The organism is uncultured Idiomarina sp., from assembly GCF_964010655.1.
Taxonomy (GTDB): domain Bacteria; phylum Pseudomonadota; class Gammaproteobacteria; order Enterobacterales; family Alteromonadaceae; genus Idiomarina; species Idiomarina baltica.
In genome coordinates, this window is record NZ_CAXGLS010000010.1 from 42,899 (window position 1) to 65,033 (window position 22,135).

Genomic DNA, 22,135 nt, shown 5'->3' on the forward strand with positions numbered 1-22,135 from the left:
AGGGAAAAACGTTTAAATGGAAGGGAAATTTGTCGTCATTGAGGGCTTAGAGGGCGCCGGTAAAAGTTCTGCCATGGCGAGCGTTGTAAGCCACCTTCAAGCCAAAGGTATTCGTACCGAGACCGTAAGAGAACCGGGTGGAACACCCATGGCCGAGGCTATTCGCAGTATTGTAAAGCAACGTTGGGAAGAGCAAGTTCAACCGGCGACCGAATTACTTTTAATGTACGCAAGCCGTGTGCAGTTGGTAAAAACAGTTATTGAGCCTGCTCTTGAACAGGGAGCCTGGGTTATTGGTGATCGTCATGATCTTTCCTCGCAAGCGTATCAGGGGGGAGGTCGCGAGCTAGGTGCCGAATTACTGGAAAAGCTAAAGGACATTGCGCTCGGCTCTTTTGTGCCCGATCTCACGTTATATTTGGATGTTGACGAGGAGACAGGCTTACAGCGTGCTCGTGGTCGCGGAGAGCTCGATCGTATTGAGGAAGAGGATATTGAATTCTTCCGACGCACGCGAACTCGCTATTTAGAACTGGCTAAACGCGATCCAAACATCGTCATAATCAATGCAAACCAAGAAATGTTAAACGTTCACCAAGCCATATTAAGAGCGCTAGAGGAGCATTTGTTTTAATGAGCTTTCCTTGGATGAGACAACCCTGGCAGCACTTATTGGCAGCCTTTAAGGCGCAACGATTATCTCATGCTTACTATTTTAAACAGGCTCCCGAACAGGGTACTGAGGCGCTTGCGCAGGAATTTATCTCTTTGTTGTTATGTCGTCAACCAGGGCAAAGAGCCTGTGGACGCTGCAAGGCGTGCTTATTACGTCAGGCCAATAATCATCCGGACGTAATTCAGTTTAATGTGGATGAAAAGCACAGTACCTTAGGTGTAGATGAGGTGCGGCGCCTAACGCGTTTTATTCATCAAACAGCCAACCAAGGCGGTCGACGTGTCATTTACCTTGAAGTTATGGATAGAATGACTGAACAAGCCGCCAATGCTATTTTAAAAATTTTAGAAGAGCCGCCAGAAAATGTCGTTTGGTTATTGTCTGTTGAGCAACCCGAGCGAATTTTAGCGACTTTACGCAGTCGAATGCAGTGGATCCACATTGCCTTACCTAAGCCTGAATACGAATCTGAGCAACGATTAGCTGAACAGTTGATCAGTGCCATCGATAAGCGCTCACCTTGGCCCGCTTTAGGAGCCAAACATAGCTTGCAGCAATGGCTTGACGTAAGTGAGCATGTTTTAACGGATTTATGGCGGGTGAGTGCTACAGCACCTATCGCCCAGCTGACATTTCCTGACTGTTACGAAGCCTATCGTTTGATAGTGGTTAATGGCTTAGGCGGATTAGCTCCGCTTGAGGAAAAAATACGCGATATTCGACAATTAAGACAGTTATCAACACAAGCCCGCGGGCTTAATATCGCTATAATCTTGCAGAACCATTGGTTAACTTGGACGCAAGAATATGCAACTGATCCCACAGCTGAGCTATACCTTTGATTCAGCCGAGCGACTCGCACGGCACATCACACAAATCGATAGCCAGCTTATTCTTTGGTGTCCCGTATCGGCTCAACCCCATCATGATGTGCGTATCAGTATTTTATTGCCCGACCACCTACCACCTTTCGTCGGTAAATTAGTGCGCAGTGCGCACCTGATTGGTATCAATGGTATTCATTTCGCCGGGTTCATGATCAATGAGCAACACGCCTTATTACGAATGCGCTGTTTAGCCTTGATTCAGCCTCATCGGCAATTATGTGGTACCATTTTAGCTAGGTTGTTTTAGTATTTAGGAGCAAAAATGTTTGTCGACTCCCACTGCCACTTAGACAAAATCGATCCAGATAAAATTGGGCTGACTTTGCAACAAGTGGTCGACAACGCGCGCGCACAGAAAGTTGAGAAGATTTTGTGTGTGAACGTGACCTTAGAAGATTTTCCTCATATGCGAGATAGCGTGGTGGAATTCGATGATGTGAGTATATCCTGTGGTTTACATCCACTTTATGTGAATGATAACAAGACGCCACTTGCTGATATGCATGGACATCTTAAACAGCTATCAAGTGAACCTCGCGTGGTAGCTATCGGTGAAACCGGGTTAGATTACTTTTATGATCCTGATAGCAAAGCGATTCAGCAACAAAGTTTTGCAACACATATCGATGTCGCCGTTGAACTAGATAAACCTCTAATCATTCATACACGCGATGCGCGAGAAGACACATTGGCTTTGCTTAAAAATGGTCATGCTGAGCGTTGCGGCGGTGTTTTGCACTGCTTTACTGAGACTTTGGAGATGGCCGAACGCGCGATTGAAGAACTCGGGTTTTATATTTCGATTTCAGGTATCGCAAGTTTTCGTAATGCGCAAGCGCTTAGAGATGTGGTTAAAGCACTGCCGTTGGAACGTCTATTGATTGAAACAGACAGTCCTTGGCTTGCTCCCGTGCCGCATCGCGGCAAGCAGAACCAACCCGCTTATGTGACCGATGTCGCAAAATGTGTCGCGGATACTAAAGGTGTATCGTTAGAAGAGGTTGCTCGTGTTACGACGCAGAACTTCTACAACCTGTTTAAAGGTTGTGCATAAGTTGTTGGTATGCTGTGATTTAAATGCGACTACAAGCGCCAATCAATTGATTCATTAAATTTTTAAAATTTATTTAAATTAAGTAGATCTTTCAAAAATCTGTTCTAGACTAAAATGTAGTGTCTACTTTTTAGCCATTTAATAGTTTAATTAGCGCACGGCTCATCATTTGAGCCATTCCCCTATACCCGAGGCTAGTCATTTGCTTCGGGTTTTTTTTGTCCGATGTCAGCGATCGAATCTCGCTACAGCAACGTAGCCATGTAATAAATATAGCAGGGAGGTGATACGTGTCGGATCAATTTGATAGTAACGAGCGTCCAGATTTTGATATTGAAATCAAGAACATTGCTGAATACGTTGCTACGCCACTGAAAGCGAGTGATGAAGCAAAAGATACCGCTTATGCATGTTTATTAGATTCGCTAGGTTGCGGGCTACTCGCACTAAGATATCCAGAATGTGTCAAGCATTTAGGTCCGCGATTGGGGCTCAACGCAAACTCAGGACAGGTCCGTGTGCCTGGAACACACTTTCAACTTGATCCTGAGAAAGCGGCTTGGGATATCGGCTGCATCATTCGTTGGCTAGATTACAATGATACGTGGCTTGCCGCAGAGTGGGGACACCCCTCCGATAATCTCGGCGCCATTCTCGCCGTTGCCGACTTCGTGAGTCAACGAAATCGCGCGGAGGGGAAAGCGGCCATTGGTCTGGATACTGTTTTAGAAGCGATGATCAAGGCGCACGAGATACAAGGTAATTTAGCAATAAAAAACAGCTTTAATCGGGTTGGTTTGGATCATGTAGTGCTCGTTAAGGTCGCAAGCACAGCGGTCGCTACTTGGCTTATGGGCGGAAACCAACAACAAATTGAAGTCGCTTTGTCGCATGCATGGGTCGACGGTCAAGCGCTGCGCACATACCGTCATGCGCCTAATGCGGGCTCGCGCAAATCTTGGGCGGCTGGCGATGCGTGTGGGCGCGCGGTTCGGCTTGCCGATATTGCATTAAGAGGTGAAATGGGGATCCCAGGAGCGTTGTCGGCGCCTCAATGGGGGTTCTATGATGTCCTCTTCAGCAAAACTAATCGGGACCAAAAGGTGAAGCCCGAAAGCGAGCGGCGGTTCTTTTTTGAGCGTGATTACGGGTGTTATGTTATGGAAAACATTTTGTTTAAGCTGAGTTTTCCGGCCGAGTTTCATGCGCAAACCGCCTGTGAAGCAGCTATTAAATTGCACGAGCAGGTAAAAGATAGATTAGACGAAATTGAGCGCATCGAAATAACTACACATGAGTCAGCTATACGCATTATCTCTAAGCGTGGCGCACTGAATAACCCCGCCGACCGTGACCATTGCCTACAATATATGACCGCAGTATGTCTCGCCTACGGTGAGCTCACAGCTGATCATTACGAGGATAGCTTCCATGAGCAGCATCCTAAAATTGACCAACTTCGTGAGTTAATGGAAGTCACTGAAAATGAATCCTTCAGTGCTGATTACTTAGATCCGAATAAACGTTCGATTGCGAATGCGGTGCAAGTATTCTTTAAAGATGGAGGAAAAACAGAACAAGTGACTGTTGAGTATCCGATCGGTCATAGGAAACGCCGAGAGGAGGGTATGGAAGTGTTAAAATCCAAGTTTTTAGCCAACTTGAAGACTTGCTACCCTGCGCAGCGTGCGAATCATATTATGTCTCAGTGTGATGATGCTTCATCGACTTTGAGGATGACCGCTGACGAATTTATGCAGCTATTTTCATTAGCCTAACCATGGCGTTATCTGGCAAGGCTCTAGCCTTGCCAGATAACGAGTGCGATGAGTATTGGACAGATAAACTTCACGTACCATGGCCAAATTTTCCAGAAAAGTGACCGCTCAATATCTTCTGCACCTTGCTGCAACGCCTTAAGCAGTAAGTTTTGACGCAAAATCCAAGTCAACATCACACCAAATACCAAGGCCATAATGGGCTGCATATAAACCGTACTGAAGGTGATGACGGCACCAAATAACGATTCGAAATTAACGACAATCACGCCAGAAATTAAAGTAACTATTGTTGCAATAACCCAAGTCCCAGAGTGTCGCTCAAGATTAAGCTCTTCACGTAACGCATTGACAGGTGCTTCAAGCATTGAAATGGACGATGTAATTGCGGCTATCAGCATTAGCAAAAAGAATGCAAACGCAACAAACAGACCAGCAACACCTAAGCTATCAAACATTGCCGGGAGCACAGTGAATACGAGTGTGTCTGCGGATTTTAACGTGCCATCTGCCGCATAGATTTCTACGCCATTATTTTGTGCGACAAACATAGCCGGTAATATCAGAAGGCCCGCTAAAAACGCAACACTGGTATCAATTAGCGTCACCCAACCGGCAGTTTTAGGAATGTTTTCTTGATTGGAAAGGTACGCGCCGTAGGTCATCATCACGCAAACACCCAGCGAAAGGGAAAAGAATGCCTGTCCCATTGCGCTGATAATCAGTTCCGGTTTAAAAACCTCACTGAAGTCTGGACGCAAATACATAATCAAACCTTCAGAGGCACCCGGTTGAGCAAGAATATAAAAAGCCATACCAATTAGGAGCACAAATAGCATTGGCATGAGCCGGCGAGACCAACGTTCGATCCCTTGATTGACACCACCGCGAACGACATAGACGGTCAACAACATGAACACAAGCATCGCAATTAAGTTGCGCTCAACACTGAATTCAGTAAGCCAAGTTGCTGTTGCGTTTAGTCCAATAAGGGTCATGAGTGGAGCCAACATATATGATAAAAGCCACCCCGAGACAATCGCATAAAAGCTCAAAATAAGCGCCAGTACTAACAATCCGACAATACCAGCGATAGCGCCAAACATACGTCCAAGTTTATGTTCAGACATCGACCGTAAGGCATCAATAGGGTTGGTGCGCTTGAGCCGTCCAATGGTGATTTCAGCAACCAACATGGGATAGGCGAGCAGCAATATCATGACGAGATATACGAGCAGGAATGCCCCACCACCGTTACTAGCGGCCTGAGTGGGGAAGCCCCAAATATTGCCAACGCCTACCGCGGAACCCGCAGCGGCAAGTATGAAGCCTAAACGTGAGGCAAAAGCTGGTTTTTGAGTTGCCATATACTGTTCTTATTATTGTTGTAAATTATTGTGTTAGTTCGCCGCGCAAGTCCGTTGTAATGTGTTCAATAATGGCTTGGCGAGAGAGGTTTTGTGATAACAGATAATGCAGCTTAGTGAGCGCTGCTTCAATTGTCATATCACTACCTGAGACAATGCCCAGCTGCGCGAGCGCGTTGCCCGTGGCGTAACCATCCATGTTGACTCGACCTTTAAAACACTGCGTACAATTAACAATTATAATGCCTTGATCGATGCCACGCTTGAAGCTATCGAGTAGCTGTTTATCCTGTGGCGCATTACCAACACCATAACTTTGAATGATGAGCGCCTTTACCGGTTGCTGCATCATATTATCAATTAACTTTGCCGAAATGCCAGGATAGAGCATGACAACGCCAATTGGCTGAGGCGTCATTTCTGCTACGGACATGGGAACCGTAGGCGGTTTACCTAACTCACCGGCATTGAGCTTTATTTGAATTCCGGCTTCCAGCAAGGAGGGATAATTAGGTGACGAGAACGCATTAAAACCATTAGCATCAGCTTTAGTGGCGCGGTTACCTCTAAATAAGGTGTTGTTAAAAAACAGGCTGACCTCATTGATCGGGTAGTTAGCGGCAATATATAACGCATTAAGCAAATTAATTTGCCCGTCTGATCGTAAAGCAGAAAGCGGTATTTGAGAGCCTGTCACAATCACTGGTTTGCTTAGGTCTTGCAACATGAAAGAGAGAGCGGATGCGGTATAAGCCATGGTATCAGTACCGTGCAGAATGACAAACCCGTCGTACTGATGATAGTTACGCTCTATATCTCGCGCGATACGAACCCAATCGCTAGGGGTCATATCTGACGAGTCCATGAGCGGTGTATACTCATGGATATCGAAGCGAGGCATTTCATCCCGGAAAAACTCAGGTAGATTTTCGACACATTGGCTCAGGTGTCCCGCTGCTGGGACATAACCCTGAGCCGATTTCTTCATACCTATGGTACCGCCTGTATAGGCGACGTAAATATTCTTACGCTCCAAACTCTACTCCAAAGGGTGACTGTGTGTTGAGACACAGTTTACCGCGGTTGGACGCACAGTGCACAGTAGGTATAGATATTTTTTGGATCATTAAAGTTTTGCAACGCCTGAGACTCGCTCACAACATGTCTTACGTTACGAATCAACCAGTTTTGTTCATTAGATACGAACGGCCATGATAGGCTTGTTTGACCCATCAAATTGGCGAAAAACTGTTGTTGCGGGCTTAAATCTTGAGTAATAGTGTTAACCGTATAATCATTTAAATCCGCACGTTTAGCTGCCGCCTGTATGGCATCATCAAAGTCACCTAAGTTATCAACCAGGCCACGCTCCAGTGCTTGACGTCCTGTCCAAATACGACCTTGTGCCACGCCGTCGACAGCTTCAGGGGTCATATTGCGTGCTTCGGCGACCATGGTGATAAAGAACTGGTAAAAGTTCTCAGTTGAGCGTTGCAAGATACGTGCTTGACTGTCGCTGATACCTTCAAGGGTATTCAGTGACTCAATTTCTGTGGTACTCACGCTGTCACTATGTACGCCAATTGCAGCAGCACTGTCTTCCAACGTCATGACCAAGCCAAATACACCGATTGAGCCAGTGATTGTAGTTGGCGCCGCCCAGATTTCGTCCGCTTCAGCGGCAATCCAGTAGCCACCAGAAGCGGCGACACTGCTCATTGACGCAATAACGGGGATTCCTTTTTCTTTTAGCTGCAGAATTTCTTGACGAATAATTTCTGAAGCGAAACCACTACCACCCGGTGAGTCTATGCGCAAAACGACTGCCTTTGTACGTTCATCCTCGCCTGCTTTACGCAATAGGGCAGCTGTGCTGTCACCGCCAATCATGCCTGCGCGCTGTGTGCCATTGACAATTTGCCCACGGGCTACCACAACCGCAATTTGATCTTTCTTGGATTCAGCAAGAGGGTTAAGATCTTCATCAGGTTCAGTAATGTAGGATGAAAAACCAATGTTACGGAAGGTTTTCGCATCTTCATCGTAACCTGACAGGTTAATCAACTCATTGCGAATTTCGGTGCGTGTTTTAAGTGCGTCGACAAGGTTGGTATCGAGTGCCATTTGCGCCATATCGCCATTCGCTGATTCAAACGCCGCCATATAGTCGTCAAGCTGACCGCTAGTGATAGTGTCTGAAAGTTGACGTTGTGCTGTGACATCTGCTTTGAAGTTTTCCCACATCGCATCATACAAATATTCGTTCGCTTCACGCGCTTCGTCGGACATTGAATTACGTATGAAGGGTTCAACCGCTGCCTTATAGGTACCGACCTTAAATACGTGTGGCTTGACTTTAAGCTTATCGAGTAGCTCTTTGAAATAGACTTGGGAATAATCAAACCCATCAAAAGCGACTGAACCTAAAGGGTTTAAATAGACTTTATCCGCGTACGAGGCGAGATAATATTGGTACTGCTCAAAGTAATCGCCAGCAGCGATGATAGGTTTTTTACTGGTTTTAAAATCACTCAGAGCCTCACCAACGGCCTGTAACTTATTCACACCACTTGGGTACAGTGCCGAAAGGTCGAGGTATAATGCACCGATGCGATCATCAGTTTTCGCTTTCTCGATGGCATCAATGACGTCTGATAATAGGACCTCAGGGATCTCATCGTCAGCACCAAATGCACGATTAAAAAATTGGTCGACCGGGTCACGGTATGTCTGTTCTTCGACCAAGATACCGTGAGGGTTCAATACGAGTACGCTATTGTCAGGTACTTCAACGGGATCTTCTTCACTGACAAGAACGGCGATAAAGCCGACTAATAATGCGAAGAAAATGATATTCAGGATTACAACGCGTAATCCATTGATGATTCGCCAAATATATTTAAATATAGAGCCAATAAAACGCATAGGGCCTTCCTAACTTAAGATATTATTCCTTAGCTTATACAATCCGTATGGGCATAACCAGAGTAAGAATGTAACGAAGCATGACAAAAGCAGAAAAAATAGAGGTAATATGGACGCGCTAGAACTGCTACAGACACGCTCATCAATGCCGCGCTTAATAGAACCAGCGCCGACCCCCGAACAGCTTGAAATCATTAAAAAAGCTGCTGTGAGAGTACCCGATCACGTGAACCTAAGTCCCTATGCATTTTATCAATTTATGGGGAGTGATCGACAAATACTGGCGGACATCTATCAACAGGCTGCGAGGCTTAACGATTTTTCCGAAGAACGAGTTGAACAAGCGGGCCAAATCCCATTTCGGGCACCACTTATCATTACTGCCTGTTTGCGTTATCAAAAGCACGATAAAGTGCCTCGTGACGAGCAGTTTGCTACCACAGCCTGTGCGCTGATGGCGATGCAACAGGCGGCTTTTGCACAAGGGCTTGGGGCTATTTGGCGTACGGGTTGGCCAGCTCAAAGCGACTACGTGCGTGAGCAATTTAAATGTAGCGCAGATGATGAAATTGTAGGTTTTCTTTACATTGGAACGCCCGCAGTACCCACACCTATAAAACCTGAGAAGGACTATTTGCCTTACTTTTTAACCGCAAGCCAAGTGGGCGAGTAGCGCAATAGAGTGTCAATAATAAAAAAGCCAGCAGTTGCTGGCTTTTTTATATTCATATTGGATAAGCGGGCGAGCTTAGAACTGTGCCGATTTGGGCGCACGCGGGAAAGGGATCACATCACGAATATTTTGCATACCCGTAACGTAAGACACTAAACGCTCAAAGCCTAAGCCAAAACCTGCATGTGGCACAGTACCGTAGCGACGCAAGTCGCGATAGAACTCGTACTCTTCAGCTGGCAGGTCCATTTCCGCAATACGCTGGTCGAGCACATCAAGGCGCTCTTCACGCGCACTACCGCCAATGATTTCGCCAATACCTGGTGCTAATACGTCCATCGCTGCAACGGTTTTGCCGTCTTCGTTCTGACGCATGTAAAAAGCTTTGATATCACGAGGGTAGTTCTTCAAGATGACAGGCGCTCCGACGTGCTCCTCGGCTAAATAGCGCTCATGCTCCGATTGTAGGTCGACTCCCCATTCAACTGGGTACTCAAATTTCTTACCACAGTTTTTCAAGATCTCGATGGCATCCGTGTAGTCCATGTGAACAAAGTCACTGTCGACCATACGTGTGAGGCGCTCGACCACGTCTTTATTAATGCGTTGCTCAAAGAACGCCATATCGTCAGGGCGTTCTTCAAGTACCGCTTTGAAGACATACTTCAACATGTCTTCGGCAAGGTGCGCGACATCATCGAGGTCGGCAAACGCAACTTCTGGCTCAACCATCCAAAATTCTGACAAGTGGCGACTCGTGTTTGAGTTTTCCGCTCGGAATGTCGGACCAAAGGTATAAACTTTGCTCAATGAGCATGCATAGGATTCAACGTTGAGCTGCCCCGAGACCGTTAAAAACGCTTCTTTACCGAAGAAGTCTTGTGAGAAATCAACATTACCTTGCTCGGTTTTAGGGACATTCATCAAATCAAGCGTCGAAACACGGAACATTTCACCGGCGCCTTCACAGTCCGACGTAGTAATAATCGGTGTGCTGACCCACAGGTAACCGTGCTCGTGGAAAAATCGGTGGATGGCTTGAGACAATGTATTGCGTACGCGCATTACAGCACCGGTCACGTTGGTGCGCGGGCGTAAATGAGCGTATTCGCGCAAATACTCCATGCTGTGGCGCTTAGGTGCCATCGGATAGGTATCGGGATCTTCGACCCAGCCATATACCTTTACGCCAGTCGCTTGTAGCTCAAACGATTGACCTTTACCTTGTGACTCAACCACCACACCGGTTACAGCGACTGAACATCCAGTCGTTAATTTGAGCACTTCGGACTCATAATTAGGTAATTCAGCAGGCACAACAGCCTGGATGGCATCAAAGCATGAGCCATCATGTACGTTAATAAATGAAATACCCGCTTTTGAATCACGCCGCGTCCGTACCCATCCACGGACCGTAACTGTTTCATCAACGGCGACTTTTCCTGCTAACACATCCACGACAGAAGCATACGACATGGGTTAGAAATCTCCGAAATGCAAATTTAACTAAATAAAGGTTGCTATGTTACCTGTCTTTGGCACAGACTCAAGTAGGATCCTATTAAAACTGACGATATGCGTAGCAATGACAGTAAACGATTGCAGAAATTGGGTGCCTGGCGGCGAGTCATGGGGACGCTTTCTATCCTCGGCTGGCTTATTTTTATTGCTGCATTGATAGTCTATGACTACGCAAAACCGGAAACGGGTACATTACTCAGTGAATGGTTGGATGTAGACCTTCGTTCAGGTTGGATTGCGAGCCTAGCTCAGCTTTATCTTTTCCTAATGGCGCTGGGGCTTGTAGTGAGTTGTGTCGCGTGTGTGCTGAATATATGGCTCCACCGAAGACGTCGAACGCATATATGGGTGAATACACTGATACTGGGGCTCGCCAGTATCAGTGGCTTATTATTATTCTTTTACGGTTTTAGCTAATTAGTGGTTGTTTCAAGGTAGACCGCAATCGCATGCGTAAGCTTACTGAGTTGCTGTCCGTTGATGCAGTAGGGTGGCATAATGTACATGAGACGACCAAATGGACGTATCCACACACCGAGCTCGACAAAAAGTGCTTGCGTGCGCGCCACATTAACAGGTTTATTCAGTTCAACAACGCCGATTGCACCCAATACTCGGACATCCGCAACACTCGGGTGACGCTTTAATGGACCAAGTTCCTCGCGTAACTGGCATTCGATACGCGGTACTTGCGTTTTCCAGTCACCGCTTTGAATTATGGTTAAGGACGCGTTTGCGACGGCACAGGCAAGTGGGTTTCCCATAAAGGTAGGTCCGTGCATTAATGCGCCACCGCCTTGTCCCTGACCAATGGCTTCTGCAACCTTAGCATGTGTCACCGTTGCGGCTAACGTCATATAGCCTCCGGTCAGTGCCTTACCGACACACATAATATCCGGTACGATACCGGCATGATCGCAGCCAAATAGTTGACCCGTGCGACCGAACCCCGTGGCAATCTCATCTGCGATCAACAAGACGTCATAATGATTACAGAGCTCTCTCAACTGCGTTAAATACTCTGGGTGATAGAATCGCATTCCGCCAGCACCTTGCACTACGGGCTCGATGATCACCGCGGCAATCTCTGTGTGATGTTGCTCCAGCTCTTGTTGAATACTGCTTAAACTGCTGGGCTCCCATTCATCGTCAAATTCCACTGCCGGACGCTCGACAAAATGCTGGTTACATAAAGCGTGACGAAACATATGATGCATGCCATTAACCGGATCGCACACTGACATAGCAGCAAACGTATCGCCATGATAGCCACCACGAATGGTTAATAATTGGTTTTTCTTGGGCTGCTCGATAGAGAACCAGTATTGGAGTGCCATCTTTATCGCGACTTCGACGCTGACTGATCCCGAATCCGCAATAAACACGCGGTCAAGAGGTGCAGGTGTGAGGTCTATTAAACGCTCAACCATGTTGATTGCGGGTTGATGGGTGAGGCCACCAAACATCACGTGACTCATCTTATCGGCTTGCGCATGCAATGCCGCATTGAGTTGAGGATGGTTATACCCGTGAATAGCGGCCCACCAAGAGGACATACCGTCCACCAAGATTTCGCCGGATGACAGCTCAATTTCGCATCCGCTTGCGGATTTGACATGATAACAAGGTAAGGGATCCGTCATAGAGGTGTAAGGGTGCCATATGTGTTGCTGGTCAAACTGGATAGCTTGCTGTAACGAGTTGCTCACTTTATAACCTCTTGTAAAGTTTTGCGTTCGTAAAAAATTGACAGTTTATCGATTAGCAGTAATCTAGTCGAGCATGAGAAGCCAATAAATAAAAGAGAACAGCGATATGAGCGCGCAAATAAAGACAGAAGTGAGAAATGACTGGACGCCGGAAGAGGTCAGCCAATTACTGACAATGCCTTTTAACGACTTGGTGTTTCAAGCCCAGACTGTTCACCGTCAGCATTTTGATCCTAATCAAGTGCAGGTCAGCACTTTACTATCAATTAAAACAGGTGCGTGCCCCGAAGATTGTAAATACTGCCCACAAAGTGCGCATTACCACACGGGGCTTGATCGTGAGCGGCTCATGGCCGTTGAAAAAGTATTGCAAGAGGCACAACTCGCAAAAGATAAAGGTGCGAGCCGCTTTTGTATGGGGGCTGCGTGGCGAAATCCAAAAGATCGCGACATGCCTTATGTTATTGAGATGGTGAAAGGTGTAAAAGAGTTAGGCTTAGAAACCTGCATGACGCTTGGTATGTTATCGCCCGAACAAGCCGCTGCGCTGCAACAGGCAGGGCTTGATTATTACAATCATAATTTGGATACCTCGCCCGAGTTTTATGGCGACATTATCACTACCCGTACTTATCAAGACCGACTCAATACTTTGCGTAATGTGCGTGATGCGGGTATGAAAGTCTGTGCGGGCGGTATCGTTGGGATGGGTGAATCCGTTGAGGATCGTGCATCATTGTTGGTCCAGTTAGCTAATTTGCCCAAGCACCCTGAAAGCGTTCCAATTAATATGTTGGTTAAAGTGAAAGGTACGCCGTTTGAAAACCTAGACGATTTAGATCCGATTGATTTCGTGCGCACCATTGCTGTTGCACGTATTTTGATGCCTGCTTCGCATGTGCGTCTGTCGGCAGGTCGCGAGTACATGAGTGATGAAATGCAAGCCATGTGCTTTCTAGCCGGCGCAAACTCTATTTTCTATGGTGAGAAGTTGCTCACCACGAGTAATCCCGAAGCCGATGCCGACCTGCAATTGTTTAACCGTTTAGGTATTACGCCAGAAACCCGTGATGGCTATGACGATGAAGTCCATCAAACCGTCATTAACGAGGCGATTAGTGAACAACAGCAACCGCCACTTTATTACGACGCGTCTTGAGCAGCGTCGCGATTCAAATCTCTATAGAACGCAGCAGGTGCGCACCGCCAGTGTGCGACCTGCGCAGTTGTCGTCGAATGATTATTTGGGTTTAGCGCAACATCCACGGGTAAAAGCCGCGGCACAACAAGCAATTGATAACTGGGGAGTGGGAAGTACAGGCTCCCCCTTGTTGAGTGGCTACACCCAGTTGCATCAACAGCTTGAAGAAACACTGTGCGACTGGTTGGGGTTCGAGGATGCTATCCTGTTTAATACAGGATTCGCGGCAAATCATGGTGCCATTACCTGTTTATTGCAGGCGCATTGCCAAGCACAGGGCGGACGCATTTACGCTGATCGCTTGATACACGCGTCCATGGTGGAAGGCATGTTAAATAGCGGTATTCGATTTAAGCGCGTGCCTCACTTAACTTGGCCATCAACAGCTCAAACTCACGACTGGTTTATCAGTGAAAGTATCTACAGCATGGATGGGGATCGGCTTAGCATTGCTCAAAGCCGGGACTTCACTGAACAATCACCTGTTCAGTGGTTACTGGATGACGCACATGGTATTGGTGTCATCGGAGAGCACGGTGAAGGTTATCTAGGACAGCTCAACCAACAGGTTAAGCTGGGCACCATCACCTTTGGAAAAGCGCTGGGTGCCAGTGGGGCGGCGCTTGTTGGCAGTCGAGATGACATCGACGAGATTCGCCAATTTTGTCGCGAATATATTTATTCGACTGCGATGCCACCGATGCAGGTGGCAGCGATACTCGCATCGATTGAGATTGTTAGAGGACGCGAAGGGCAGTTAAGGCGTGACGCACTGAATGAACGGATCGCTCGGATGAAGGAACTGATTAAGAAATACCAGTATCACTCAGTGGCTTCTGACAGCGCTATCCAAACGATTATTCTGGGTGAAGAAGGTCGCGCCATGGCGACCGGGAAACGCTTGAAAGAGGCGGGTATCGATGTCAGCGTCGTGCGGCCACCTACGGTGCCAAAAGACACAGCGCGTCTACGTATTAGCCTCAATAGTACGGTTGATATGAAGATGATTGATGTGATGTTCGATCATCTTAATGCAGAAAGGACATAACCGGTGACAATGCAACCTGAACAATGGCTCACTCAAGTAGCTAAGCGCTTTGATAAAGCAGCCACGACATATACGCAATTTAATAAAACACAGCACGTCTTTGCGCAACGTTTATATCAAAGAGCGTATGTCAGCAGTCTGGGGCACTGTTTGGACCTAGGATGTGGACCGGGCTCCGAAACTCAATTTCTGCTTGAGCACTGTCACGAGTATCTAGGCGTTGATCCTGCGAAAGGCATGCTAGCGCAGGCGAGCAAGTTGTTTCCGCAGGTTGCGTATAAGCAGGGTAGCGCAGAATGTATTCCGGCAGAAAATGCTCAGTTTGACACCGTATTTGCTAATTTTTCATTGCAATGGTGCCCTGATATAAACACCGTGGCAAATGAGCTTTTTCGTGTCATTCGGTCCGGCGGTCAAGTGCTGATGAACACTCTGCTCACGGGGACCTTCGCTGAACTGGTAGACGTCTATTCAGCGCTTGATGATAAACAGCATACGATAGCTTACCGCACACAAGCTGAAGTCGAAGCTAAGTTTCGTCAGGCAGGATTTGAAGTCACCAGTGAGGTTGTCGTTCATACGGATTATTTTAAGCAGTTTGAGAGTTTACTGCGCCATATTAAAGGTGTAGGTGCGAGCCAAACACCACAGCAACATCGCGGCCTCATGACGCCGACGCGATGGCAAAAATTGAAAGCCAATTATGAGCAAAAACGCACATCAAAAGGACTCCCATTGACCTGGAAAGTGCTAGAAGCAACATTAATTAAAGACAAGATGTATTAATTAAAGGTTAATATGAAAGTTTATTTTATTACAGGTACTGACACAGACTCTGGTAAAACTGTTGTTACCCAAGCTGTGTTACAACACCTTGCAGACAAAGGGCTCAAAACGCTGGCTATGAAGCCCGTTGCGAGTGGTTGTGACTGGGATGGGACGCGCTGGATTAATGCTGATGCGACCAATGCACGACGCCATATGACGTTGGATTGTGATTATGGTTTAACTAACCCATTTGCATTTGAGCCGGCAATCGCTCCTCATATTGCGGCACAAGAAGCTGATGTATCATTATCACTTGAGGATATGCTCCAGCACTTTGAGCGACTTGTTGCGTTGAACCCCGATGTCATTGTTGTTGAAGGAGCCGGTGGTTGGCTTTTACCGCTCTCCGATCAATTAATGATGCCTGAGTTTGTAAAAGCAATTAATGCTGAGGTCATTTTAACCGTCGGTATGAAGCTCGGCTGTCTGAATCATGCGATGCTCACTGAGCAAGCGATATTTTCATCGTCAGTGCCCATTACAGGCTGGATAACTAATCAGCCTAGCGTTGAACCCATGGCACGGTCTGAACAGAATCTCGATACACTAAAGCAGCGTATGGCAAGTTCACATCTCGGCTCAATAAGCTTTGATGCGAACTGGCAAAACTTGGCACTCGGGCACTTAATTAATTTACCCGATTAATTGACTTATACGCTGTAAGTCATGTTGCACATGCTTGCCTGTGCTATCTATCAGCACGGGCTGTGCATCTCCTCGCCAGTGACATTCACTGGCCCGTATTTCCAGTCCTGTACCCTCTGGCAAACCCAATACCGTCTCAGTGTTATTTAACGCAATGAACTCATTGAGACGGTCATCGCGTGTTTCGCCATTAAAACCAGGTGGATGATAGTCGGTGTAATGTGGATTCATTTGTAGCTCAACTAAACGTAAAGCATTGAAACTCGGTGGCTCAACAATCGGCATATCATTGGTGGTTTTGATCGTTTTACCGGCAATATTTGAACCTGCACTCCAGCCAACATAGGGAGTCCCCGCATTTACTGTATCGCGGAGCGGCTCAATCAGCTGGTGTTGATAAATTAAATTCAATAACTGAAAGGTGTTGCCGCCACCAACAGCAATTGCTTGGGCCTCACGCACGGCTGCTATCGGATCGGCATATTCCTCTATACCAGTGACGGCCACGTTGACAGGCGCAAGCGCGTTGCGAATTTTATCGGTATATTGGCTATGCGTCATACCCACGCCGGCATAGGGAATAAAAAGCAATGTTGCATCGCCTACGGCGTTCTTAATCCATTCTCTATTGTGGGCAAGATAGTCGGTATCCCCGACGCGAGAACTGCTTAAAAGTAGTAGATTCTTGTGTTGTGTCATGGGTTAGCTCTAATTCTAACGTGAATAATTAAAATATTTTACGTATTCGTCACTAGAAATGTAAGCCAATCACCCACATTTAGCATATCATCTAGACCGATTTGTCCTAGCTTACTGAGGGTATGTGTATGCAACGCATCTTGCTGTTTTTGATGACCAATATAGCCATTTTGGTGGTCGTTAGTTTCGTGTTTAATATTATTAGCGCAAACACGGGTCTCACCGTGCAAAATCCGCTAGGTCTTTTAATACTGTGTGGTCTGTTTGGTTTTGGTGGTGCCTTCGTATCACTGTTTATTTCTCGCTGGATGGCGGTTAGGGCGACAGGCGCGCAAGTTATCGAGCAACCGCGGACACCGGCTGAACGCTGGTTGGTTGAAACGGTGAAGCAACAAACACAAAAAGCCGGTATACCGATGCCACAAGTCGCTATCTTCCCGTCTCACGCGCCTAATGCATTCGCCACGGGTCGGAGTAAGTCAGCTTCTCTGGTGGCTGTCAGTACCGGGTTGCTTGAACAGATGAATCAAGATGAGATCGAAGCGGTGTTAGCGCATGAGGTGAGTCACATTGCTAACGGTGACATGGTGACATTGACGCTGATTCAGGGCGTAGTGAATACGTTCGTGATGTTCTTTGCTCGCATTATTGCGAGTGCGATTGATAACGCGACCCGTGGCAATAATCAGCAAGGTGGCGGTCTTGGAACCCTGGCATACTTTGGGATCGTTATGGTGCTAGAGATCGTATTTGGTATTTTGGCCAGCATCATCGTGATGTGGTTTTCACGCAAACGTGAATTCCGTGCTGATGCGGGGTCGGCTCAACTGGTTGGTAAGCAAAAAATGATAGCCGCACTCGAGCGTTTGCAGCGGGGTCAGGAACCTGAATTGAAGGGCTCAATGTTGGCTTTTGGTATCAATGGTAAACGTAGTGGTTTGAGTCGTTTGTTTATGTCACACCCACCGTTAAGTGAGCGAATTGAAGCATTACGCAGAATTTAAATAAAAACTTAGCATTCACGCGGGGTTGGGCATTGCTTTTCACGCCTGACCTCGCTAGATTGGTGGTTTCGATAACCACAACTGGATAGGATGTTATGAGCCAGTGGAGTGCACGTAGTTGGCGTGATAAACCCATCAAGCAACAGCCGCAATACCCAAACAAAGAACACTTACAACAGGTTGAGTCACAACTGAGTCAATTTCCGCCATTAGTGTTCGCAGAAGAGATACGTGCGTTACGTAGTCAGTTGACGGATGTCTGTCATGGCGAGGGCTTTTTACTGCAAGGCGGTGACTGCGCAGAATCGTTTGCAGACTTTAATGCGCCTAAAATCCGCGATACATTTAAAGTTATTTTGCAGATGGCCATCGTGATGACCTTTGCAGGTTCGTGCCCAGTGACTAAGGTCGCGCGAATGGCCGGGCAGTATGCAAAGCCACGCTCAAGTGATCTTGAGACGATCGATGGTGTGAGCTTACCGAGCTATCGCGGTGATATCATTAATGATATGGCATTTACTGACGCGGCTCGTACGCCTGATCCAGAACGCATGTTGAAGGCCTACCATCACTCTGCAGCAACGCTAAATCTTTTGCGCGCATTCGCTCAAGGTGGTCTCGCTAATTTGCATAAAGTTCATAAGTGGAACTTGGGCTTTTTAGCCGCGAACCCACTGAAAGAACGCTATCAAGAGATTGCCGAGCAAATTCAGTCCGCGCTTAAATTTATGGAAGTGTTGGGAATTAATGCTGAAAATAATGCCACCTTACATGAAACTCAGCTATTTACCTCACATGAAGCCTTATTATTGCCGTATGAGCAAGCTTTGACACGCACCGACACATTGACCGGTCTACCATACGACTGCTCGGCGCACATGATCTGGATTGGCGAGCGCACTCGTCAACTTGACCACGCGCATGTTGAATTCATGCGCGGAATCCATAACCCAATTGGCGTCAAAGTGGGACCGACCATGGATCCTGACGAGCTAATTCGGTTAGTCGATGCGGTCAATCCGGATAATGAGGCAGGCCGTCTAACGCTCATTTCACGTATGGGTGCCGACAATTTAGCCGACAACCTTCCGCGTCTGGTTCGACGTGTACAGCAAGAAGGTCGGAATGTGGTGTGGTCGAGTGATCCAATGCATGGCAATACGACAAAAGCAGATGGTGGGTTGAAAACACGTAACTTTGACGCCATACATAAAGAATTACGTCAATTCTTTGCGGTACATCAAGCAGAGGGGAGCTATGCAGGTGGTATCCATCTGGAGATGACCGGCGAGGATGTGACAGAATGTACAGGTGGTGCGTACCAAATTAGCGAAGCTGATTTATCCAGCCGCTACCGCACCCAATGCGACCCCCGGCTGAACGCCGACCAAGTGCTAGAGCTTGCCTTTTTAGTGGCTGAGTCACTCGGGGCCGCACGAAATGGGCACGGTTAATTCGCCACTATTTTTGAGTAACTTTTACGTTAAAAGGATTAAATTTCATGTCTCAACATGTCGAGCAGCTGTTTGAACGTCTTTGGCAAGATTACATTTCTCGTACACCATCGGCACCTAAGGTGCACGAGGTACTCGGAAAAGGGCATCCGATTGTAAACGATCACGTTGCTTTCCGAACGTTTGATATTGCCCCGGTACGTCTTGAAGCGCTCGCGCAACACTTTTTAGATCTAGGCTACAAAGAGGGTGGAGACTATCACTTTGAAGCCAAGAAACTCCGTGCGAAGCACTTTGAGCACGAAGATCCAACGTTGCCTAAGGTCTTCATCAGCGAGCTGATGACTGAGGAGTTTAGTGATAGCTTGCAGGCTAAGGTCAAAGAAATGGTGAGCCACATTAATCCAGAAGATGTCAAAAAAGACGACTTCTTGTACTCGGGAACGCATTGGCAAGTCAGTCATGAAGATTATCAAGCGTTATTAGAAGAAAGCGAATACGCGGCGTGGATGGCTGCATTCGGTTTCTGTGCTAACCACTTCACCGTGAGTGTTAACCAATTACCGGGTTACACCGATCTAGAAGAGGTCAACCAAACGCTTAAAGATAATGGTTTTAAACTGAACACTTCGGGTGGCGAAATCAAAGGCTCTCCGGAAGTCTATCTTGAACAGTCCTCGACCATGGCTAATCACCATCCAGTCGAGTTCAGCGATAAGACAGTAGAAATTCCTTCATGCTTTTATGAGTTCGCTAAACGCTACGAAATTGAGCCGGGTAAATTGTATTCGGGCTTCGTTGCGGCATCTGCGGATAAGATTTTCGAAAGCACCAACGCAAGTTAAACTCAGCGTTAGCTGTATTGAACGGCGACCAAAAGGTCGCCGTTTTTGTTGGAACTGACCAATAACGAACTAGTAACGGCGGCGTTGAAGATTCGTTTGCGCAAGTATCTTGGCGGCGATTTCTTCAACTGAGAAACGTGTCGAATTAATGAAAGGAATGGCTTCTTTGCGATATAATTTTTCGACTTCCGACAACTCGAAGCGACATTGCTGCATCGACGCGTACTGGCTACCCTCACGTCGCTGACTGCGAATTTCATGTAAACGTTGCGAATCGAGCGTGAGTCCAAACAATTTGTGACGCTGCATCTTTAACTCATAGGGCAGACTGAGTCGTTCGAAATCGTCGTCCTCGGTGATCGGGTAGTTCGCTACTTTGATGCCGTATTGCATAGCTAAGTAAAGACTCGTTGGTGTCTTACCCGTGCGTGATACACCGACAAGAATCAAATCAGCCTGATCCAACTGGTTCAGCTTTTTGCCATCGTCGTTATCGAGCGCGTAGTTAATCGCTTCGACGCGAAAGTTGTAGTCCTTATGCACGCCATGAGTACGGTGAGTTTTTGGTTTTGCTTTAATCCCCAGCTCGTGCTCGACTTGGCCGACAAAGTTATCGAGAAAATCATAACTAATTCCACCGCACTGGGTAATACGTTGCTTGAGTTTTACATTGACAAAGGTGTGAAAAATGAGCGGCGGTTCGCCATCGTCCTCAGCGGCACGCTGAATCTGTTTGCACGCCATTTCCGCTTTAGCCTGAGTATCGATAAATGGCAGTGTTTTATGTCGAAAATCGGTGGGAAACATCGAAAGCAAAGCATGACCAAACGCCTCTGCAGTGAGAGCGGTCCCATCAGAGACGTAAAACGCGGTTCTCATGACCGTTTATTCCTTATTCTATAGATAAAAATCGAAAGCTTTGTAAATCGGATATTAACTTGTTGGCTAAGTATGTGTAAAATGTTTGCCACATCATACCTCCCATCGGATTAAATCGAGGAAAAAGACGTGCAAGAAAACGTACTGTGGTATCAGCAACTAGGAATGCAAGATGTCAACAGAGTGGGGGGTAAAAACGCCTCACTCGGTGAAATGATTAGTAACCTCGCGGGTGCAGGGGTTGAAGTCCCCGGTGGCTTTGCGACGACAGCAGATGCATATAACGAGTTTCTTGAGCAAAGTGGTCTGAATGACAAAATATATGAATTGCTCGACGGCCTCGACGTTAATGACGTCAATAAATTAACCGAAGCGGGCCGCACCATTCGTCAGTGGATCATCGACACGCCTTTCCAACCTGCCTTCGAAGCCGATATTAAGCAAGCCTTTAGCCAACTCAGTGAAGACAACGATGAATTCAGCTTTGCTGTACGTAGCTCGGCAACGGCAGAGGATATGCCGGATGCTTCGTTTGCTGGCCAACAGGAAACTTTCTTAAACGTCCGCGGTCTTGATGCCGTGATGGAAGCCATCAAACACGTTTTCGCTTCGTTATTCAATGACCGTGCGATTTCTTATCGCGTGCACCAAGGTTATGACCATAGAGGCGTAGCTCTCTCGGCGGGTGTACAGCGCATGGTTCGAAGTGACATTGCTTCATCAGGCGTGATGTTCACAATTGATACTGAATCAGGTTTTGACCAAGTCGTTTTCGTCACCTCATCGTACGGTTTGGGTGAGATGGTCGTTCAGGGTGCGGTAAACCCAGACGAGTTTTATGTACACAAACCAACGCTTAACGCGGGACGTCCAGCGGTGTTGCGCCGTAATTTGGGTAGTAAGAAAATCCAAATGGTGTTTTCTGAAGATCGTGCACATGGT

The 22,135-nt window shown here is 47.0% G+C and carries 22 protein-coding genes; 15 read left to right on the top strand and 7 right to left on the bottom strand.

Features of this window, described 5'->3' with window-relative positions:
• Nucleotides 1-16 precede the first annotated feature (16 nt).
• The 5 genes from tmk (at nt 17) to ABNS04_RS04535 (ending at nt 4,395) form a co-directional block, all read left to right on the top strand.
• Entirely contained in the window at nt 17-634 is a 618-nt protein-coding gene (gene tmk / locus ABNS04_RS04515) for a dTMP kinase (protein WP_272978454.1), read from the top strand.
• Nucleotides 634-1,518: a DNA polymerase III subunit delta' gene (locus tag ABNS04_RS04520; RefSeq protein WP_286682253.1), complete on the top strand. Its 885-nt coding sequence runs from the start codon at nt 634-636 to the stop codon at nt 1,516-1,518. The genes tmk and ABNS04_RS04520 overlap by 1 nt, the downstream gene beginning before the upstream one ends.
• A complete protein-coding gene (locus ABNS04_RS04525; protein WP_272978451.1) occupies nt 1,484-1,810 on the top strand; it encodes a hypothetical protein in 327 nt (108 codons plus the stop codon). The genes ABNS04_RS04520 and ABNS04_RS04525 overlap by 35 nt, the downstream gene beginning before the upstream one ends.
• A 15-nt stretch (nt 1,811-1,825) precedes the next feature.
• Nucleotides 1,826-2,617 (top strand): YchF/TatD family DNA exonuclease, encoded by a 792-nt coding sequence (locus ABNS04_RS04530; protein WP_006955731.1) that lies wholly within the window; start codon nt 1,826-1,828, stop codon nt 2,615-2,617.
• A 290-nt stretch (nt 2,618-2,907) separates the two neighbouring features.
• A complete protein-coding gene (locus ABNS04_RS04535; RefSeq protein ID WP_348671204.1) occupies nt 2,908-4,395 on the top strand; it encodes a bifunctional 2-methylcitrate dehydratase/aconitate hydratase in 1,488 nt (495 codons plus the stop codon).
• 23 nt (nt 4,396-4,418) lie between these two features.
• On the opposite strand, the gene ABNS04_RS04540 is transcribed toward ABNS04_RS04535, so the two are convergent.
• The 3 genes from ABNS04_RS04540 to sppA are packed head-to-tail and all read right to left on the bottom strand — an operon-like array spanning nt 4,419 to nt 8,687.
• Entirely contained in the window at nt 4,419-5,762 is a 1,344-nt protein-coding gene (locus ABNS04_RS04540; RefSeq protein WP_272978555.1) for a sodium-dependent transporter, read from the bottom strand.
• A gap of 25 nt (nt 5,763-5,787) precedes the next feature.
• Nucleotides 5,788-6,798 carry an asparaginase gene (ansA, locus tag ABNS04_RS04545; RefSeq protein ID WP_006955726.1) on the bottom strand — a complete coding sequence of 337 codons (1,011 nt, stop codon included), beginning with the start codon at nt 6,796-6,798 and terminating at the stop codon, nt 5,788-5,790.
• Between the two features lie 38 nt (nt 6,799-6,836).
• Nucleotides 6,837-8,687, bottom strand: coding sequence for a signal peptide peptidase SppA (gene sppA, locus ABNS04_RS04550; protein WP_272978558.1), 1,851 nt, complete (start codon nt 8,685-8,687; stop codon nt 6,837-6,839).
• 109 nt (nt 8,688-8,796) lie between these two features.
• On the opposite strand from sppA, the gene ABNS04_RS04555 reads away from it, so the two are divergent.
• A complete protein-coding gene (locus ABNS04_RS04555) occupies nt 8,797-9,360 on the top strand; it encodes a nitroreductase family protein (protein ID WP_006955746.1) in 564 nt (187 codons plus the stop codon).
• 75 nt (nt 9,361-9,435) lie between these two features.
• Here the strand turns inward: ABNS04_RS04555 and asnS are convergent, their stop codons facing one another.
• Nucleotides 9,436-10,836, bottom strand: coding sequence for an asparagine--tRNA ligase (gene asnS / locus ABNS04_RS04560; protein ID WP_071462722.1), 1,401 nt, complete (start codon nt 10,834-10,836; stop codon nt 9,436-9,438).
• A gap of 99 nt (nt 10,837-10,935) precedes the next feature.
• On the opposite strand from asnS, the gene ABNS04_RS04565 reads away from it, so the two are divergent.
• Nucleotides 10,936-11,298, top strand: coding sequence for a hypothetical protein (locus ABNS04_RS04565; RefSeq protein ID WP_006955789.1), 363 nt, complete (start codon nt 10,936-10,938; stop codon nt 11,296-11,298).
• Here the strand turns inward: ABNS04_RS04565 and bioA are convergent.
• Nucleotides 11,295-12,590, bottom strand: a complete 1,296-nt coding sequence (bioA, locus tag ABNS04_RS04570) for an adenosylmethionine--8-amino-7-oxononanoate transaminase (protein ID WP_272978561.1) — start codon at nt 12,588-12,590, stop codon at nt 11,295-11,297. The genes ABNS04_RS04565 and bioA overlap by 4 nt on opposite strands.
• 106 nt (nt 12,591-12,696) lie before the next feature.
• On the opposite strand from bioA, the gene bioB reads away from it, so the two are divergent.
• From bioB to bioD, 4 genes are read left to right on the top strand one after another with little or no spacing between them, the layout of a single operon-like run.
• Entirely contained in the window at nt 12,697-13,749 is a 1,053-nt protein-coding gene (gene bioB / locus ABNS04_RS04575) for a biotin synthase BioB (protein WP_006955787.1), read from the top strand.
• Entirely contained in the window at nt 13,709-14,839 is a 1,131-nt protein-coding gene (locus tag ABNS04_RS04580) for an 8-amino-7-oxononanoate synthase (RefSeq protein WP_348671205.1), read from the top strand. Before bioB ends, ABNS04_RS04580 begins: the two co-directional genes overlap by 41 nt.
• 9 nt (nt 14,840-14,848) lie before the next feature.
• Entirely contained in the window at nt 14,849-15,625 is a 777-nt protein-coding gene (locus tag ABNS04_RS04585) for a methyltransferase domain-containing protein (RefSeq protein ID WP_272978193.1), read from the top strand.
• A gap of 12 nt (nt 15,626-15,637) precedes the next feature.
• Complete coding sequence (bioD, locus tag ABNS04_RS04590; protein ID WP_272978192.1) at nt 15,638-16,312, top strand: dethiobiotin synthase; 675 nt, start codon at nt 15,638-15,640, stop codon at nt 16,310-16,312.
• Here the strand turns inward: bioD and pepE are convergent.
• Complete coding sequence (pepE, locus tag ABNS04_RS04595) at nt 16,301-17,011, bottom strand: dipeptidase PepE (protein ID WP_272978191.1); 711 nt, start codon at nt 17,009-17,011, stop codon at nt 16,301-16,303. The genes bioD and pepE overlap by 12 nt on opposite strands.
• Nucleotides 17,012-17,139: 128 nt before the next feature.
• Between pepE and htpX the strand changes: the two genes are divergently transcribed.
• The 3 genes from htpX to ABNS04_RS04610 all read left to right on the top strand — a co-directional run bounded on the left by htpX (nt 17,140) and on the right by ABNS04_RS04610 (nt 20,314).
• Complete coding sequence (gene htpX, locus ABNS04_RS04600) at nt 17,140-18,015, top strand: protease HtpX (protein ID WP_272978190.1); 876 nt, start codon at nt 17,140-17,142, stop codon at nt 18,013-18,015.
• A 95-nt stretch (nt 18,016-18,110) separates the two neighbouring features.
• On the top strand, nt 18,111-19,469 hold the full coding sequence (locus tag ABNS04_RS04605) for a 3-deoxy-7-phosphoheptulonate synthase class II (protein WP_272978189.1): 1,359 nt from the start codon (nt 18,111-18,113) through the stop codon (nt 19,467-19,469).
• A gap of 47 nt (nt 19,470-19,516) precedes the next feature.
• A complete protein-coding gene (locus tag ABNS04_RS04610; protein WP_006955780.1) occupies nt 19,517-20,314 on the top strand; it encodes a DUF1338 domain-containing protein in 798 nt (265 codons plus the stop codon).
• 69 nt (nt 20,315-20,383) lie between these two features.
• On the opposite strand, the gene ABNS04_RS04615 is transcribed toward ABNS04_RS04610, so the two are convergent.
• Nucleotides 20,384-21,193: a pyruvate, water dikinase regulatory protein gene (locus tag ABNS04_RS04615; RefSeq protein WP_272978188.1), complete on the bottom strand. Its 810-nt coding sequence runs from the start codon at nt 21,191-21,193 to the stop codon at nt 20,384-20,386.
• Nucleotides 21,194-21,322: 129 nt separating this feature from the next.
• On the opposite strand from ABNS04_RS04615, the gene ABNS04_RS04620 reads away from it, so the two are divergent.
• The coding region (locus tag ABNS04_RS04620; protein WP_348671206.1) for a PEP/pyruvate-binding domain-containing protein at nt 21,323-22,135 on the top strand (813 nt) is incomplete at its 3' end.

Coding starts and splice junctions, on each gene's coding strand:
- htpX (WP_272978190.1), top strand. CDS start 17,140: ATGCAACGCATCTTGCTGTTTTTGATGACCAATATAGCCATTTTGGTG.
- ABNS04_RS04565 (WP_006955789.1), top strand. CDS start 10,936: ATGCGTAGCAATGACAGTAAACGATTGCAGAAATTGGGTGCCTGGCGG.
- bioD (WP_272978192.1), top strand. CDS start 15,638: ATGAAAGTTTATTTTATTACAGGTACTGACACAGACTCTGGTAAAACT.
- ABNS04_RS04540 (WP_272978555.1), bottom strand. CDS start 5,762: ATGGCAACTCAAAAACCAGCTTTTGCCTCACGTTTAGGCTTCATACTT.
- sppA (WP_272978558.1), bottom strand. CDS start 8,687: ATGCGTTTTATTGGCTCTATATTTAAATATATTTGGCGAATCATCAAT.
- ABNS04_RS04530 (WP_006955731.1), top strand. CDS start 1,826: ATGTTTGTCGACTCCCACTGCCACTTAGACAAAATCGATCCAGATAAA.
- ABNS04_RS04605 (WP_272978189.1), top strand. CDS start 18,111: ATGAGCCAGTGGAGTGCACGTAGTTGGCGTGATAAACCCATCAAGCAA.
- bioB (WP_006955787.1), top strand. CDS start 12,697: ATGAGCGCGCAAATAAAGACAGAAGTGAGAAATGACTGGACGCCGGAA.
- ABNS04_RS04555 (WP_006955746.1), top strand. CDS start 8,797: ATGGACGCGCTAGAACTGCTACAGACACGCTCATCAATGCCGCGCTTA.
- pepE (WP_272978191.1), bottom strand. CDS start 17,011: ATGACACAACACAAGAATCTACTACTTTTAAGCAGTTCTCGCGTCGGG.
- ABNS04_RS04520 (WP_286682253.1), top strand. CDS start 634: ATGAGCTTTCCTTGGATGAGACAACCCTGGCAGCACTTATTGGCAGCC.
- ABNS04_RS04585 (WP_272978193.1), top strand. CDS start 14,849: ATGCAACCTGAACAATGGCTCACTCAAGTAGCTAAGCGCTTTGATAAA.
- asnS (WP_071462722.1), bottom strand. CDS start 10,836: ATGTCGTATGCTTCTGTCGTGGATGTGTTAGCAGGAAAAGTCGCCGTT.
- ABNS04_RS04615 (WP_272978188.1), bottom strand. CDS start 21,193: ATGAGAACCGCGTTTTACGTCTCTGATGGGACCGCTCTCACTGCAGAG.
- tmk (WP_272978454.1), top strand. CDS start 17: ATGGAAGGGAAATTTGTCGTCATTGAGGGCTTAGAGGGCGCCGGTAAA.
- ABNS04_RS04610 (WP_006955780.1), top strand. CDS start 19,517: ATGTCTCAACATGTCGAGCAGCTGTTTGAACGTCTTTGGCAAGATTAC.
- ABNS04_RS04525 (WP_272978451.1), top strand. CDS start 1,484: ATGCAACTGATCCCACAGCTGAGCTATACCTTTGATTCAGCCGAGCGA.